This is a genomic window from Streptomyces sp. NPDC007164 (genome assembly GCF_040634135.1).
GTDB classification, from domain to species: Bacteria; Actinomycetota; Actinomycetes; order Streptomycetales; family Streptomycetaceae; genus Streptomyces; species Streptomyces sanglieri.
In genome coordinates this window covers 38,820-54,041 of record NZ_JBEYFB010000014.1, presented here as the reverse complement: position 1 = coordinate 54,041, position 15,222 = coordinate 38,820, and the positions used below count along the sequence as shown (strand labels likewise).

Here is a 15,222-nt window from a genome sequence, read left to right as displayed (position 1 = left end):
TCGTGGAGACCCCGACGGAACAACACCGGCAAACGGGTCAACTCTCCACACAACAGGTCCTTCCTGGTGCGAATGCGGGGAGCATGCGGCGGGGGCTGCGCCACGCGCAGCCGTGTTTCCCCCACCACGGGAGGCCATATGACGAAACGTTCAGGAGTTCTGTTCGCCGTCGGTGCGACGGTCGCCGGTCTGGTGACCGCCGCACCGTCCCCGGCGGCCGCCGACAACGGCGCACGGCTCACCGACGCCGCACGGCTCGAATGGACCGACTGCGGCACCAAGTCGCATCCGCGGCTGCAGTGCTCATCGGTCAGTACCCCGCTCGACCATGACGATCCGTCGGGCCGGCGGATCACCCTCGCCCTGTCCCGCATCCCGCACACCGCGAAGACCTTCCAGGGCCCGCTGCTCGTCAACCCGGGCGGCCCCGGCGGCAGTGGTCTGTCGCTGGCCGGATTCGTGGCGTCCTCACTGCCGAGGGCAATCGCCTCGCAGTACGACGTGATCGGCTTCGACCCGCGCGGTGTCGGAAAGAGCCGGCCGGCGCTGGACTGCGTACCGAAGTACTTCGACCCGCTGCGCCCCGACTCGGTGCCCGGCCCGCCCGGCGTGGAGCAGACCAACCGGAACCGGGCCCGCTCGTTCGCCGAGGCGTGCGGGCGCAAGTACCCGGACCTGCTGCCGTACATGGACACGGTCAGCGCCGCGAAGGACCTCGATGTGATCCGGCGGGCCACCGGCTCCCGGCAGCTCAACTACTTCGGGTACTCCTACGGCACCTACCTCGGCGCGGTGTACGCGAAGCTCTTCCCGGAGCGGGTGCGGCGCTTCGCCCTCGACTCGAACGTGGACCCGGACGGCGTCTGGTACGACGACAACATCGGTCAGGACTACGCCTTCGACGCCCGTCACAAGGCCTTCGCCGCCTGGGTGGCGAAGCACGACTCCACGTACCGGCTGGGCAGCGACCCCGCGAAGGTCGAAGCCGCCTGGTACGCGATGCGCGAGGCCGTCAAGGCGCGTCCGGCGGGCGGGAAGGTCGGCCCGAGCGAGCTGGAGGACACCTTCCTGCCGGGCGGCTACTACAACGGGTACTGGCCGCTTCTGGCCGAGGCGTTCGCCGCGTACACGAACGACGGCGACGAGAAGCCGCTGATGAAGGCGTACAAGAAGTTCGGCGCGGTCGACGCCGAGGGCGACAACGGGTACTCGGTCTACACGGCCGTGCAGTGCCGCGACGCCCAGTGGCCCCGGCAGTGGAACACCTGGCGCGGCGACAGCCGTCGGGTGCACGCCAAGGCACCGTTCTTCACCTGGAACAACAACTGGTACAACGCCCCGTGCGCCGACTGGCCGGTGGAGCCGCTGAATCCGGTACGCGTCTCCAACAGCGCCCTGCCTCCGGTACTGCTCTTCCAGGCCACCGACGACGCGGCCACACCGTACGAGGGCGGGGTCACCCTGCACCGCAGGCTGCGCGGTTCCAGCCTGGTCGTCGAACAGGGCGGCGGCAACCACGGCATCACGCTGAGCGGCAACGACTGCCTGGACACCTATCTGGCGGACTATCTCGCCAAGGGCACCGTCCCGCGCGGCGAGGGCAGCCGGGCCGACGCGGACGCGGTGTGCGCCAAGTCCCCCGACCCGCAGCCGCTGACCGGCGAGGCGGCGTCGAAGTCGGCGCGGCGTACGGGCTCCGGCAGCAGGGGCGGCGCCCTGCACGGGCTGCTCGGCTTCCGCGGCTGACGCCCCGGTCCGGCTCGCGTACGGGCTGTCCTGACGGATGCGCCAGGATGGCCCGTATGACGACAAGAACCACACCCACCGGGATCCGAGTCCGGGACATGACCGTCGACGACTGCGAGACGGTCTCGCGGATCCGGGCGCGCGGCTGGCGGGGCGCGTACACGGGGCTGGTGCCGCAGTCGTATCTGGACAAGATGGACCTCGCCGTCGCCGAGGACGCGGAGCGGCGGCGGGCGTCCCTCGGCGGGGGCACCACGATCGTGAACCTGGTGGCCGAACGGCCGGGTTCCGGAGTGATCGGCTGGGGCTGCTACGGCCCGTACCGGGAGATGGGAAGGCCGGTCGCGCGGGGCGAGCTGTACGCGCTCTATGTGACGCCCGAGCAGATCGGGACCGGGGCGGGCCGCGCCCTGATGACCGAGATACTCGGCCGCACCACGGCCGCCGGCTTCCCGGACCTGGCGCTGTGGGTGCTGAAGGAGAACGCCCCGGCCCGCCGCTTCTACGAACGCGCGGGTTTCCGCCCCGACGGTGCCGAGGAGTCCTTCGAGGCGGACGGCGCGCTGGTGCCCGAGGTCCGCTACGTACGCGCTCTCGGCGGCCCCGCCGCCACCTGAGCCGCACGGCCGCTCAGGGCGCGTCCAGCCGGCCGAGCGCGTCGCGTGCCGCGGCCCCCAGCCCCGGATGCGCCAGCGCCGCCTCCAGGAGCGGGCGGGCCCGCTCGTCCCCCAGCCGGCCGAGGCCCTCCACACAGGCGAGCGCCACCCGCCGGTGCGGATCGCCGCCGGGCGCGAGCAGCGGCTCCAGGGTGCTCATCAGCGCCGGTACGGACTCCGGGGCCCGCAACGCGGTGAGCAGCCGCACCGGGTGCAGGGCGTACGCGGTGCGCAGGGTGTTGGTCGCCAGGGCGGCCGCGGCCCGGGGCGTACGGGGGTCGCCGAGGAGCACCAGGGCGTGGGCGGCCGAGACGCAGCGCTCCGGGTCGCGGTGGTTGAGCAGCAGGACCAGCGCCTCGAAGGCCCGTCGGTCTCCACCGCAGCCGAGCCGGAAGGCGGCAATCTCACGGGCCCAGAGCGGGCGTTCGCGTTCCACCAGGACCCGGGCCAGCTCCTCCTCGTCCTCGGTGGCGAGCAGTCCGCGGCACTGCGCCGACTCCCCCGCCGCTTCCGCCTCGTCAGCAAGCCGGTCCGCCAGCGACCGGAACTCCTCGTCCATGACCGTCAGCGTATCGGCGGGGACTCTGCGTATCGAGGGGTGGGGGAATTCGGTCATGAGGCCGGGGGAAATGTGGCACGGGGCACAACGGCCGGGGACTGGCGCGCTCGTTACCGGGCAGTTAATCTCATGTGAGCGGGACACCATCCCCGCTTGCTCCGGTGGCCTGGTGACGCAGCCACCCGGAGTGCCTGTCGGTTCGGCAGTTGTGCCAGACGTGACTCCGGGACAGAGTCCGTCGCCCCTTTCCGGGTCCGGGTGTGCTCGTCGCGCCGACGGCCCCGAGTTCCACGACACGCAACACCCGCACGTGTCGCGCCGGTTCCCCTTCTTCCAGTGCGCGCCGTGCCTCCTCTCAGTCGTCACTCATTCTCTGGAGTCCCGTGATGGACACGCCGCTCAGCACCATTGCCGTCGTCGGTCTCGGCACCATGGGCACCGGCATCGCCGAGGTCCTGGCCCGCGCCGGCCACGAGGTCATCGGTATCGACACCAGCGACGCGGCCGCCCGCCGGGCCGTCGCCACCCTGGAGGCCGCCACCGCCCGCGCCGTGCGGCGCGAGCGGATCACCGAGGAGGAGCGGAGCGACGTCCTCGCCCGGTTCCGCACCTTCCCCGGCCTCCAGGCCGCCGCGGAGGCGGAGCTGGTCATCGAGGTCGTGCCCGAGTCGTACGAGATCAAGCAGCAGGTCTTCCGGGAGCTGGACGCGATCGTCTCCCCCACCGCGATCCTGGCGACCGGCACCAACGCGCTGTCGGTGACCCGGCTGGCCGCCGAGTCGCTGCACCCGGAACGCGTGCTCGGCCTGCACTTCTTCAACCCGGCGCCGGCGATGAAGCTGGTCGAGGTGGTCTCGTCGGTGCTGACCGCGCCGCCGGCCGTGGAGGCGGTCACGGCGCTCGCCCGCAGCCTGGGCAAGGAGCCGGTCGCGGTCGGCGACCGGCCGGGCTTCGTCGCCGACGGGCTGCTGTTCGGCTACCTCAACCAGGCCGCCGCGATGTACGAGGCCAGTTACGCCTCCCGGGAGGACATCGACGCGGCGATGAAGCTCGGCTGCGGTCTGCCGATGGGACCGCTCGCCCTGCTCGACCTGATCGGGATCGACACCGCCCGTACCGTCCTGGAGGCGATGTACGCCGAGACGCGCGACCGGCTGCACGCCCCGGCGCCCGTGCTCAGGCAGCTGAGCGAGGCGGGGCTGACCGGCCGCAAGTCGGGCCGCGGCTTCTACACGTACGAGGGTCCCGGCAGCCAGACCGCGGTGCCGGACGCGCTGACGCCCCGGGACAACGGGGCGGCGGCGGCCGGGCGCACGGTGCGCTCGGTGGGTGTCGCGGGTTCCGGGACGATGGCCTCGGGGATCGCCGAGGTCTTCGCGAAGGCCGGGTACGACGTGGTGCTGGCCGCCCGCGGCCAGGAGAAGGCGGACATCGCGAAGGGCCGGATCGCCAAGTCTCTGGAGCGTTCGGTCACCAAGGGGCGGCTGACGACCGAGGCGCGGGACGCGGCGCTGGCCCGGATCACCGCGGCCGATTCGCTGGACGCCTTCGCCGATGTCGACCTCGCGGTGGAGGCCGTCGCCGAGGACCTGGCGGTCAAGCAGCAGTTGTTCGGGACCATGGACAAGGTCTGCAGGCCGGGCGCCGTCCTCGCCACCACCACCTCGTCGCTGCCGGTCGTGGCCATCGCGCGGGCCACCTCGCGTCCCGAGGACGTGATCGGGATGCACTTCTTCAACCCGGCGCCGGCGATGAAGCTGGTCGAGGTGGTCCGTACGGTGCTCACCGCCGACGATGTCCACGCCACGGTCCGCGAGGTGTGCGGCAAGGTCCGCAAGCACCCGGTGGACTGCGGGGACCGGGCCGGGTTCATCGTGAACGCACTGCTGTTCCCGTACCTCAACAACGCGATCAAGATGGTCGAGGAGCACTACGCGACCCTCGACGACATCGACGCCGCGATGAAGCTGGGCGGCGGCTACCCGATGGGGCCGTTCGAGCTGCTCGACGTCGTCGGGCTCGATGTCTCGCTGGCCATCGAGAAGGTGCTGCACAGCGAGTTCCGCGACCCGGGCCTCGCTCCGGCGCCGCTGCTCGAACACCTGGTGGCCGCCGGCTGCCTCGGCCGCAAGACGGGGCGCGGCTTCCGCGAATATGCCCGGCGCTGACCGGGCCCGGCGCCGCGGCGCCGCGAGGCCCGCTGCCGGGTCCTTCGAGGCCAAGGGCGGTTGGGGCGGGCTGCTCGATCCTTCGGGCGGCCCGCCCCCACGGGCGCACTCCCCCGACCCGATGCAGTACGTTCACACCATGTCCCAGCCCGCCAGGTCCTCCCGTGTCTCCGCCGCGCCCGACGCCCAGGAAAGTGCCGCAGGCACGCGCGCCGCCGCCCAACGGCTCAAGATGCGCCGCGAGCTGGCCGCCGCAGCGATGGAACTCTTCGCCACGAAGGGGTACGAGGCGACGACGGTCGACGAGATCGCGGGCGCCGCCGGAGTCGCCCGGCGGACCTTCTTCCGGCACTTCCGTTCCAAGGAAGAGGCGATCTTCCCGGACCACGACGACACCCTCGTCAGGGCCGAGGCCGTCCTCAATGCCGCCCCGGCGCACGAGCACCCCCTCGACACCGTCTGCCGCGGCATCAAGGAAGTCATGAAGATGTACGCGGCGAAGCCCGCGGTCTCCGTGGCCCGTTACAAACTGACCCGCGAGGTCCCCACCCTGCGCCAGGCGGAGATCGCCTCGGTGGCCCGCTACGAGCGGCTGTTCACCCGCTATCTGCTGGGCCATTTCGACGAGCGCGACCACCATGTCGGCAACGACGACCCGCTGCTGGCGGAGGTCGCGGCCTCGGCCGTGGTCACCGCGCACAACCATGTGCTGCGCCGCTGGCTGCGGGCGGACGGCGAGGGCGATGTGGAGGCACAGCTCGACCACGCCTTCGCGATCGTCCGGGACACCTTCGGGACCGGCATCGGGGCCGGCCGGACCGTCGGCGCCGAGCCCGCGAAGCAGCCGGCCGCCTCGGTGACGTCCCGAGGCGAGGTGCTGGTCGCCGTGGCACGGACCGACGCACCGCTCGACGAAGTGATGCGCACGATCCAGCAGGCGCTCCAGGACCGCTGAACGGGTACGGGCGGGGGCGCCCCCCGCCCGCACCGAAACCCGGTTGTCGCGCCCGCGACGCCGGTGTTGTGTGGGCCGGATGAACCCTGAACGAGAAGCGCTGCTGGCCCTGTTCGACCGCGAGATGCGCGAGCACGCCCGCCCCGACGGCCCCGGCGTCCGCGTCGAGCGCACCGGAGACGTCGTACGGCAGGTAGGCGCGGCCGACGACTGGAACGCCGTCGTCTGGTCGGCCCCGGACCTGGATCCCGCCCGGACAGACGCGGTGATCGCCGAGCAGGTGGCCCACTACACGGCTCTGGGGCACGGCGAATTCGAGTGGAAGCTGTACGCGCACGACCGGCCCGCCGAGCTGGCCCAGCGGCTGTCGGCGGCCGGCTTCGAGGCGGAGGAGCCGGAGACCCTGCTGGTCGCCCCGGTCGCGGAACTCTCGACGGAAGCGGCGCTCCCCGACGGCGTACGGCTGCGCACCGTGCGTGACGCGGACGACGTGGAGCTGATGGCCCTCGCCCATGAGCGGGCGTTCGGCTCCGACTGGTCGCGGCTGCGGCATCAGGTGCTGGCCCGGCTGGCCGAGGACCCGGACGGCTTCGTCGGCGTCCTCGCCATGGTGGGCGACGAGCCGGTCAGCTCGGCCCGGATGGAGCTGTACCGGGGCACGGGCTTCGCGGGGCTCTGGGGCGGCGGCACGGTCGAGGCGTGGCGCGGGAAGGGCGTCTACCGGGCCCTGGTGGCCTTCCGCGCCCGGATCGCGGCGGAGCGCGGTTACGGCTACCTTCAAGTCGACGCCTCCGACATGAGCGCCCCGATCCTGCGGCGGCTCGGATTCCTCGCCCTGAGCACCACGACCCCCTATGTGTACCGGTCGCACTGATCGATCATTCGCGATTCTTTACCGGGCATATCCCTGCGAAACACCCCCCACGCTGCTCATACGTGCCCGGCGGGTGACAAGTGAGAGAAATTGTTGGCACCGAGTGCCTTGCCAGGTGTCACGGAGTGCCATACGTTGAAGTTGTCCGGGCGGCCGGCGTGCTGCGAACTCACGTACGCCGGCTGTCCCCGCAAGCGAATTGCCTGCGCGCCCGGACGCCTGCGTCACAGGCAAACCCTTCTGCTCCACAGAGCAGGCCGAAGCTTTGACAGCCGAACCGACGGCAGCACCTCCACACCGTTCCCTCTCCTGCTCGCAGGGATCGCAAGCGTTCCCTCAGCGCCCCCATCCGCCGGAGGCACCCCGTGAAGGAAATCCTGGACGCGATCCAATCGCCGGACAGCACAGCCGCAGACTTCGCGGCCCTGTCCATCCCCGAGTCGTACCGCGCGGTGACCGTGCACAAGGACGAGACCGCGATGTTCGACGGCCTCGCCACCCGCGACAAGGACCCCCGCAAGTCGCTGCACCTCGACGAGGTCCCGGTGCCCGAACTCGGGCCCGGCGAGGCCCTGGTCGCCGTCATGGCGAGTTCGGTGAACTACAACTCCGTCTGGACCTCGATCTTCGAGCCCATGTCCACCTTCGGCTTCCTGGAGCGCTACGGAAAGCTCAGCGAGCTCACCAGGCGCCACGACCTGCCGTACCACGTCATCGGTTCCGACCTGGCGGGTGTCGTCCTGCGCACCGGCCCCGGCGTCAACGCCTGGCACCCCGGCGACGAGGTCGTCGCCCACTGCCTCTCGGTCGAACTGGAGTCCTCGGACGGCCACAACGACACGATGCTCGACCCCGAGCAGCGGATCTGGGGGTTCGAGACCAACTTCGGCGGGCTGGCGGAGATCGCGCTCGTCAAGTCCAACCAGCTGATGCCGAAGCCGCAGCACCTGAGCTGGGAGGAGGCCGCGGCTCCGGGCCTGGTCAACTCCACCGCGTACCGCCAGCTCGTCTCGCGCAACGGCGCGGGAATGAAGCAGGGCGACAACGTGCTGATCTGGGGTGCCAGCGGCGGACTCGGCTCGTACGCCACGCAGTTCGCCCTGGCCGGCGGCGCCAACCCGATCTGTGTCGTCTCCAGCGAGCAGAAGGCCAGCATCTGCCGGAAGATGGGCGCCGAGGCGATCATCGACCGCACCGCCGAGGGCTACAAGTTCTGGAAGGACGAGCACAACCAGGACCCGCGCGAGTGGAAGCGGTTCGGCAAGCGCATCCGTGAACTCACCGGCGGCGAGGACGTGGACATCGTCTTCGAGCACCCGGGCCGCGAGACCTTCGGCGCCTCGGTGTACGTGACCCGCAAGGGCGGCACGATCGTCACCTGCGCCTCCACGTCCGGCTACAACCACGAGTACGACAACCGCTACCTGTGGATGTCGCTGAAGAAGATCGTGGGCTCGCACTTCGCCAACTACCGCGAGGCGTGGGAGGCCAACCGCCTCGTCGCCAAGGGCAAGATCCACCCCACGCTGTCGAAGGTCTACTCGCTGGAGGAGACCGGCCAGGCCGCGTACGACGTCCACCGCAACCTCCACCAGGGCAAGGTCGGCGTGCTGGCCCTGGCCCCGCGCGAAGGGCTCGGCGTGCGCGACGAGGAACTGCGCGAGCAGCACATCGACGCCATCAATCTGTTCCGTGACGCGTCAGCGGAGGGGACCGACAAGCACAGCCGTGACGCGTCAGCGGAGCGGACCGACAAGCACAGCCGTGACGCGTCAGCGGAGCGGACCGACAAGCACAGCCGGGACGTCTGACATGAGTGGGCGTCAGAAGGACCGCCCGTGGCTCATGCGGACGTACGCCGGTCACTCGACCGCCGAGGCGTCCAACGAGCTCTACCGGCGCAACCTCGCCAAGGGCCAGACCGGCCTGTCGGTCGCCTTCGACCTGCCGACGCAGACCGGTTACGACCCCGACCACATCCTCGCCCGCGGCGAGGTCGGCCGGGTGGGCGTGCCGGTGTCGCACCTCGGTGACATGCGACGGCTGTTCCAGGACATCCCCCTGGAGCAGATGAACACCTCGATGACCATCAACGCCACCGCGATGTGGCTGCTCGCCCTGTACCAGGTGGTCGCCGAGGAGCAGGGCGCCGATCCCACGAAGCTCCAGGGCACCACGCAGAACGACATCGTCAAGGAGTACCTCTCGCGCGGGACGCACGTCTTCCCGCCCGGTCCCTCGCTGCGGCTGACCACCGACATGATCACGTACACGGTCAACCGCATCCCGAAGTGGAACCCGATCAACATCTGCAGCTACCACCTGCAGGAGGCGGGGGCCACTCCGGTCCAGGAGATCGCATACGCCATGTCGACGGCGATCGCCGTGCTCGACGCGGTCCGTGACTCCGGACAGGTGCCCGAGGAGAAGTTCGGCGATGTGGTCGCGCGGATCTCCTTCTTCGTGAACGCGGGCGTCCGCTTCATCGAGGAGATGTGCAAGATGCGCGCCTTCGGCCGCATCTGGGACCGCGTCACCCGCGAGCGCTACGGCATCGAGAACCCCAAGCAGCGGCGCTTCCGCTACGGCGTCCAGGTCAACTCCCTCGGGCTGACCGAGGCACAGCCGGAGAACAACGTCCAGCGCATCGTCCTGGAGATGCTGGCCGTCACGCTCTCCAAGGACGCCCGCGCCCGCGCCGTACAGCTGCCGGCCTGGAACGAGGCGCTGGGGCTCCCGAGGCCCTGGGACCAGCAGTGGTCGCTCCGTATCCAGCAGGTGCTCGCGCACGAGAGCGATCTGCTGGAGTACGAGGACATCTTCGCCGGGTCGCACGTCATCGAGGCCAAGGTGGACGATCTGGTCGCCGAGTCGCTCGCCGAGATCGACCGGATCGAGCGGATGGGCGGCGCCATGGCGGCCGTCGAGTCCGGCTATCTGAAGTCCGAGCTGGTCTCCTCGCACGCCGCCCGCCGGGCCCGGATCGAGGGCGGCGAGGAGCGGATCGTCGGTGTCAACATCTACGAGACGACCGAGCCGAACCCGCTCACCGCGGACCTCGACGGGGCGATCATGACGGTCGACCCCGCCAATGAGGCCAGGGTCGTCGCCGCCCTCCACGACTGGCGCGACAACCGCGACGAGGCCCGCGCCACCGAGGCGCTGGCCGCGCTGAAGAAGGCCGCGGCGGGCACCGAGAACATGATGGAAGCGACCGTGGAGTGCGCCCGCGCGGGTGTCACCACCGGCGAGTGGTCCTGGGCGCTGCGCGACGTCTTCGGCGAGTTCCGGGCCCCGACGGGCGTCTCGTCCGCGCCGGTCGCGGTCACCGCCGAGGCGGGCACCCCGCTGGCCCTGGTCCGCGAGAAGGTCGCCCGGACCGCGGCCGACCTGGGCGCCGGGCGGCTGCGGCTGCTGGTCGGCAAGCCGGGGCTGGACGGGCACTCCAACGGCGCCGAGCAGATCGCCGTACGGGCCCGTGACGCCGGTTTCGAGGTCGTCTACCAGGGGATCAGGCTGACCCCCGAACAGATCGTCTCGGCCGCCCTCGCCGAGGACGTGCACTGCGTCGGGCTGTCGATCCTGTCCGGCTCGCACGCCGAACTCGTACCGGACGTGCTCACCCGGCTGCGCGAGGCGGGCGCCGCCGACATCCCGGTCATCGCGGGCGGGATCATTCCGCCCGCCGACGCGTCGGCCCTGATCGGGGCCGGTGTCGCCGCCGTATTCACCCCGAAGGATTTCGGTATCACGGAGATCATCGGCCGTATCGTCGACGAGATCCGGAAAGCGAACAAGCTCGACCCTCTGGAGGTCCCCGCATGACTGCCGTCAACCGCCCGCCCGTCTCCCACCACCCTCAAGAGACGTCCCTGCGGGACGGCACCTCCCGCCTGCGTCCGCGCCGTTCGTGCCTGGCCGTGCCCGGTTCGAACCCGCGGTTCCTGGAGAAGGCCCAGGGCCTCCCGGCCGACCAGGTCTTCCTCGACCTGGAGGACGCCTGCGCGCCGCTCGCCAAGGAGGGCGCCCGGCACACCATCGTCGACGCGCTGAACAACGGCGACTGGACGGGCAAGACCCGGGTCGTGCGGGTCAACGACTGGACCACGCACTGGACGTACCGCGATGTCGTCACGGTCGTCGAGGGCGCCGGCCAGAACCTCGACTGCATCATGCTGCCCAAGGTCCAGGACGCCCAGCAGGTCGTCGCCCTCGACCTGCTGCTGACCCAGATCGAGAAGACGATGGGCTTCGAGGTCGGGAAGATCGGTATCGAGGCGCAGATCGAGAACGCCAAGGGCCTGGTGAACATCGACGACATCGCCGCCGCCTCGCCGCGTCTGGAGACGCTGATCTTCGGCCCGGCCGACTTCATGGCGTCGATCAACATGAAGACCCTGGTCGTCGGTCAGCAGCCGCCCGGCTACGGCGCGGACGCGTACCACTACATCCTGATGCGCATTCTGATGGCGGCGCGCACCCACGACCTCCAGGCGATCGACGGCCCCTTCCTGCAGATCCGTGACGTGGACGCGTACCGCGAGGTCGCGGGCCGGGCGGCGGCGCTGGGCTTCGACGGCAAGTGGGTACTGCACCCGGGTCAGGTCGACGCGGCCAACGAGGTGTTCTCGCCCTCGCAGGAGGACTACGACCACGCCGAGCTGATCCTCGACGCGTACGAGTGGTGCACCTCCGAGGAGGGCGGCAAGAAGGGCTCGGCGATGCTGGGCGACGAGATGATCGACGAGGCGAGCCGCAAGATGGCCCTGGTCATCGCGGGCAAGGGCCGCGCGGCCGGCATGCAGCGCACCTCCAAGTTCGAAGCGCCGGAGGCCTGACCATGCAGTTCGGACGCACATATGAGGAGTTCGAGGCCGGTGCGGTCTACAAGCACTGGCCCGGGAAGACGGTCACCGAGTACGACGACCACCTCTTCTGTCTGCTGACCATGAATCATCACCCGTTGCACATGGACAGCAACTACGCGGAGCGGACGACCGATTTCGGAAAGAACGTTGTCGTCGGCAACTACATCTACTCTCTGTTGCTCGGCATGTCCGTTCCGGACGTCTCCGGAAAGGCGATCGCCAATCTGGAGGTCGAGTCGCTGAAGCATGTCGCTCCGACCTTCCACGGCGACACGATCTACGGCGAGACGACCGTTCTCGACAAGACCCCGTCAAAGTCCAGGAGCGACCGCGGAATCGTCTACGTGGAGACCAAGGGCTACAAACAGGACGGGACACTCGTCTGCGTGTTCCGCCGCAAGGTGATGGTCCCCACCGAGACGTACATCGAGGAGCGCGGCGGCGAGCAGCCCGGCCGCCCCGAGCTGAACCAGCCTTCGCAGAAGAACGTGGAGAAGTAGCCATGACGCGACTCGCCCAGACTGCCGGTCTCAACGACATCCAGCGGGAAATCCTCTCCACGGTCCGGGATTTCGTCGACAAGGAGATCATTCCGGTCGCGACCCAGCTGGAACACCGTGACGAGTACCCCACCGAGATCGTCGAGGGACTCAAGGAACTCGGCCTGTTCGGGCTGATGATCCCCGAGGAGTACGGGGGCCTGGGTGAGTCGCTTCTCACATATGCGCTCTGCGTGGAGGAAATCGCCCGCGGCTGGATGAGCGTGTCGGGAATCATCAACACGCACTTCATCGTGGCGTACATGCTCAAGCAGCACGGAACCCAGGAGCAGAAGGACACGTTCCTGCCGCGGATGGCGCTGGGCGAGGTCCGGGGCGCGTTCTCGATGTCGGAGCCGGCGCTGGGCTCGGACGTCTCGGCGATCAGCTCCAAGGGCGTCAGGGACGGCGAGGACTACGTCCTGAACGGCCAGAAGATGTGGCTGACGAACGGTGGCACGTCCTCGCTCGTCGCCGTCCTGTGCCGGAGTGACGAAGGCCACCCCGAGGGGACCGCCCCGCACAAGTCGATGACCACGTTCCTGGTCGAGAAGGAGCCCGGTTTCGGCGAGGTCCGACCCGGACTCACCATTCCCGGCAAAATCGACAAAATGGGTTACAAGGGCGTCGACACGACCGAACTCATCATGGATGGACTGCGAATTCCGGCCAATCGAGTACTGGGCGGAACCACCGGCCGAGGGTTTTACCAAATGATGGACGGAGTAGAGGTCGGCCGGGTGAATGTGGCGGCACGTGGCTGCGGTGTCGCACAGCGTGCATTCGAGCTGGGTGTTTCCTACGCCCAGCAGCGCCAGACCTTCGGAAAGCCGATCGCACAGCACCAGGCGATCCAGTTCAAGCTGGCCGAAATGGCCACCAAAGTGGAAGCCGCCCATGCAATGATGGTAAATGCAGCGCGCAAAAAGGACTCCGGGGAGCGAAACGACCTGGAGGCAGGGATGGCGAAGTACCTCGCCTCCGAGTACTGCAAGGAAGTCGTCGAGGACGCCTTCCGCATCCACGGCGGTTACGGCTTCTCCAAGGAGTACGAGATCGAGCGCCTCTACCGGGAGGCACCGATGCTGCTTATCGGTGAAGGTACCGCCGAGATCCAGAAAATGATCATCGGGCGCCGACTCCTCGAGGAGTACCGGTTCCAGGGGTGATTGTCCCTTTCGAGGCGATTTAGCCGCGAAGAAGATCACACCCTGTCACCCTCGGCCGGTGCCTTCCCACCGTCCGACTCGGCTGCTGGCTTGCCCAGTTGTTGCTCGCAACCGATAACATCGCCGGAAAAGCCGCCGTCCCCCGTTGCCAGCGCGGCATCATCCGCTACGAAGGTCATCCATGCCCGACAGCCAAACCTCTGCATCACGCGGCGGGGTCCGCCTTGCGCGCGGAGCTTCGCCGTGGCTCCTCCCGACCGTCGCCACCGCGGCACTCAGCCTCGCCCGGGCCCGCAGGTCCGGACGCTGGGCCGCGGTCGCCGTGCCCACCACCGCGCTCGCGGCGGGCATGCTGTGGTTCTTCCGCGACCCCGAGCGCGAGATCACCCAGGGCCGGGTCATCTCGCCCGCCGACGGTGTGGTGCAGAGCATCATGCCGTGGAAGGACGGACGCACCCGCGTCGCGATCTTCATGAGCCCGCTGAATGTTCACGTCAACCGTGCGCCACTGGCCGGCACGGTGACCTCGGTCGAGCACGTCCCCGGCGGGTTCGTTCCGGCATTCAACAAGGAGAGCGAGAACAACGAGCGCGTTGTCTGGCACTTCGACACCGAGCTCGGCGACATCGAGATGGTGCAGATCGCGGGTGCGGTCGCCCGGCGCATCGTCCCGTACGTCCCGCAGGGCACGAAGGTGGAGCAGGGCGAGCGCATCGGCCTGATCCGCTTCGGTTCACGGGTCGACATCTACCTGCCGGAAGGTGTCGAGGTCGCGGTCGAGGTCGGCCAGGCCACCACCGCGGGGGTGACTCGAATTGACCGTGATTGATCCCGACACACAGGCAGGCTGGGTGCCCGAGGCCGAGTCCGAGGAGGACGCCGGCGAGGACATGCCGCTCTCTCTGCGGTTGTCGATAGCGGACACTCTGACTCTCGGTAACGCGACGTGCGGATTCATGGCGGTGTACTTCACCACCACCGGAATCCTGATCCCGCACCTCACCGGCAGCGACGAGAGCGGCATGGCCCGGCACTCCGCGGCCACCGCCGTGATCCTGATGCTCCTGGCGGCCGTCTTCGACCTCTTCGACGGGCTCGTGGCACGCAAGCTGCGCTCCTCGCCGATGGGGGCCGAGCTGGACAACCTCTCGGACCTGATCAGCTTCGGGCTCGCCCCGGCGTACTTCGTCCTCGTGTACGGCATGGTCGCGGACGACGCACACCAGCGGGTCTCGGCGCTGGCGGCGATCGTGGTGCTGCTGGCGGTGGTGCTCAGGCTTGCGAGATTCTCCTGCGTGACCATGAAGGACGGCATGTTCCAGGGCATGCCGAGCCCCTTCGGAGCGCTCACGGTCGTCTCCATCGTGCTCCTGGAGCTGCCCTTCGTGCCGACGCTGCTCGCGATCGTCGGAGTGGCGTGGCTCATGGTCAGCCGGGTCGAGTACCCGAAGCCGCGGGGCGTCCTCGCGGTGGCGATGCTCAGCTGGATCGTGGCCGCGATGGGGCTCCTCGCCGCGTGGGCGTTCGACGCCCCCGGCGGGCAGCTGCTCCTCCAGACCGGCTGCGCGCTCCAGGTGGTCCTGGGAGCGGTCATCCCGCTCTTCGCGACGGCCCGGCGGGTGAACACCTTCCGCGACAACCGGCGCGAGGCACGGACGGCGCAGCTGCCGTAGCGGCACACACGACAC

13 protein-coding genes are annotated in these 15,222 nt (G+C 69.5%); 12 read left to right on the top strand and 1 reads right to left on the bottom strand.

From position 1 onward, the window contains the following. Positions 1-138 precede the first annotated feature (138 nt). Positions 139-1,746, top strand: a complete 1,608-nt coding sequence (locus ABZ622_RS19465) for an alpha/beta hydrolase (RefSeq protein ID WP_360544678.1) — start codon at positions 139-141, stop codon at positions 1,744-1,746. A gap of 56 nt (positions 1,747-1,802) precedes the next feature. Further along, positions 1,803-2,363: a GNAT family N-acetyltransferase gene (locus ABZ622_RS19460; protein ID WP_360544676.1), complete on the top strand. Its 561-nt coding sequence runs from the start codon at positions 1,803-1,805 to the stop codon at positions 2,361-2,363. 13 nt (positions 2,364-2,376) lie between these two features. Here the strand turns inward: ABZ622_RS19460 and ABZ622_RS19455 are convergent, their stop codons facing one another. Continuing rightward, the gene (locus ABZ622_RS19455; protein WP_360544674.1) at positions 2,377-2,961 is read right to left on the bottom strand and encodes a HEAT repeat domain-containing protein; all 585 of its coding nucleotides are present in this window, start codon (positions 2,959-2,961) and stop codon (positions 2,377-2,379) included. Between the two features lie 386 nt (positions 2,962-3,347). On the opposite strand from ABZ622_RS19455, the gene ABZ622_RS19450 reads away from it, so the two are divergent. The 10 genes from ABZ622_RS19450 to pssA all read left to right on the top strand — a co-directional run bounded on the left by ABZ622_RS19450 (position 3,348) and on the right by pssA (position 15,207). Then, entirely contained in the window at positions 3,348-5,129 is a 1,782-nt protein-coding gene (locus tag ABZ622_RS19450) for a 3-hydroxybutyryl-CoA dehydrogenase (protein WP_360544672.1), read from the top strand. 139 nt (positions 5,130-5,268) lie between these two features. Continuing rightward, positions 5,269-6,084, top strand: coding sequence for a TetR family transcriptional regulator (locus tag ABZ622_RS19445; protein ID WP_360544670.1), 816 nt, complete (start codon positions 5,269-5,271; stop codon positions 6,082-6,084). Between the two features lie 79 nt (positions 6,085-6,163). After that, a complete protein-coding gene (locus tag ABZ622_RS19440; RefSeq protein ID WP_360544668.1) occupies positions 6,164-6,958 on the top strand; it encodes a GNAT family N-acetyltransferase in 795 nt (264 codons plus the stop codon). A gap of 365 nt (positions 6,959-7,323) precedes the next feature. Further along, positions 7,324-8,769: a crotonyl-CoA carboxylase/reductase gene (gene ccrA / locus ABZ622_RS19435; RefSeq protein WP_360544666.1), complete on the top strand. Its 1,446-nt coding sequence runs from the start codon at positions 7,324-7,326 to the stop codon at positions 8,767-8,769. A gap of 1 nt (position 8,770) precedes the next feature. Then, entirely contained in the window at positions 8,771-10,783 is a 2,013-nt protein-coding gene (locus ABZ622_RS19430; protein ID WP_360544664.1) for a protein meaA, read from the top strand. After that, positions 10,780-11,796: a CoA ester lyase gene (locus ABZ622_RS19425; protein ID WP_266910244.1), complete on the top strand. Its 1,017-nt coding sequence runs from the start codon at positions 10,780-10,782 to the stop codon at positions 11,794-11,796. The genes ABZ622_RS19430 and ABZ622_RS19425 overlap by 4 nt, the downstream gene beginning before the upstream one ends. Positions 11,797-11,798: 2 nt before the next feature. Next, on the top strand, positions 11,799-12,326 hold the full coding sequence (locus ABZ622_RS19420; protein WP_360544662.1) for a MaoC family dehydratase: 528 nt from the start codon (positions 11,799-11,801) through the stop codon (positions 12,324-12,326). A 2-nt stretch (positions 12,327-12,328) separates the two neighbouring features. Further along, positions 12,329-13,534 (top strand): acyl-CoA dehydrogenase family protein, encoded by a 1,206-nt coding sequence (locus ABZ622_RS19415; RefSeq protein ID WP_360544660.1) that lies wholly within the window; start codon positions 12,329-12,331, stop codon positions 13,532-13,534. Between the two features lie 181 nt (positions 13,535-13,715). After that, the gene (locus tag ABZ622_RS19410; RefSeq protein WP_317864270.1) at positions 13,716-14,363 is read left to right on the top strand and encodes a phosphatidylserine decarboxylase; all 648 of its coding nucleotides are present in this window, start codon (positions 13,716-13,718) and stop codon (positions 14,361-14,363) included. Then, positions 14,350-15,207 carry a CDP-diacylglycerol--serine O-phosphatidyltransferase gene (pssA, locus tag ABZ622_RS19405; RefSeq protein WP_259929500.1) on the top strand — a complete coding sequence of 286 codons (858 nt, stop codon included), beginning with the start codon at positions 14,350-14,352 and terminating at the stop codon, positions 15,205-15,207. The genes ABZ622_RS19410 and pssA overlap by 14 nt, the downstream gene beginning before the upstream one ends. The last annotated feature ends 15 nt before the right edge of the window (positions 15,208-15,222 follow it).

Coding starts and splice junctions, on each gene's coding strand:
- ABZ622_RS19465 (WP_360544678.1), top strand. CDS start 139: ATGACGAAACGTTCAGGAGTTCTGTTCGCCGTCGGTGCGACGGTCGCC.
- ABZ622_RS19460 (WP_360544676.1), top strand. CDS start 1,803: ATGACGACAAGAACCACACCCACCGGGATCCGAGTCCGGGACATGACC.
- ABZ622_RS19455 (WP_360544674.1), bottom strand. CDS start 2,961: ATGGACGAGGAGTTCCGGTCGCTGGCGGACCGGCTTGCTGACGAGGCG.
- ABZ622_RS19450 (WP_360544672.1), top strand. CDS start 3,348: ATGGACACGCCGCTCAGCACCATTGCCGTCGTCGGTCTCGGCACCATG.
- ABZ622_RS19445 (WP_360544670.1), top strand. CDS start 5,269: ATGTCCCAGCCCGCCAGGTCCTCCCGTGTCTCCGCCGCGCCCGACGCC.
- ABZ622_RS19440 (WP_360544668.1), top strand. CDS start 6,164: ATGAACCCTGAACGAGAAGCGCTGCTGGCCCTGTTCGACCGCGAGATG.
- ABZ622_RS19430 (WP_360544664.1), top strand. CDS start 8,771: ATGAGTGGGCGTCAGAAGGACCGCCCGTGGCTCATGCGGACGTACGCC.
- ABZ622_RS19425 (WP_266910244.1), top strand. CDS start 10,780: ATGACTGCCGTCAACCGCCCGCCCGTCTCCCACCACCCTCAAGAGACG.
- ABZ622_RS19420 (WP_360544662.1), top strand. CDS start 11,799: ATGCAGTTCGGACGCACATATGAGGAGTTCGAGGCCGGTGCGGTCTAC.
- ABZ622_RS19415 (WP_360544660.1), top strand. CDS start 12,329: ATGACGCGACTCGCCCAGACTGCCGGTCTCAACGACATCCAGCGGGAA.
- ABZ622_RS19410 (WP_317864270.1), top strand. CDS start 13,716: ATGCCCGACAGCCAAACCTCTGCATCACGCGGCGGGGTCCGCCTTGCG.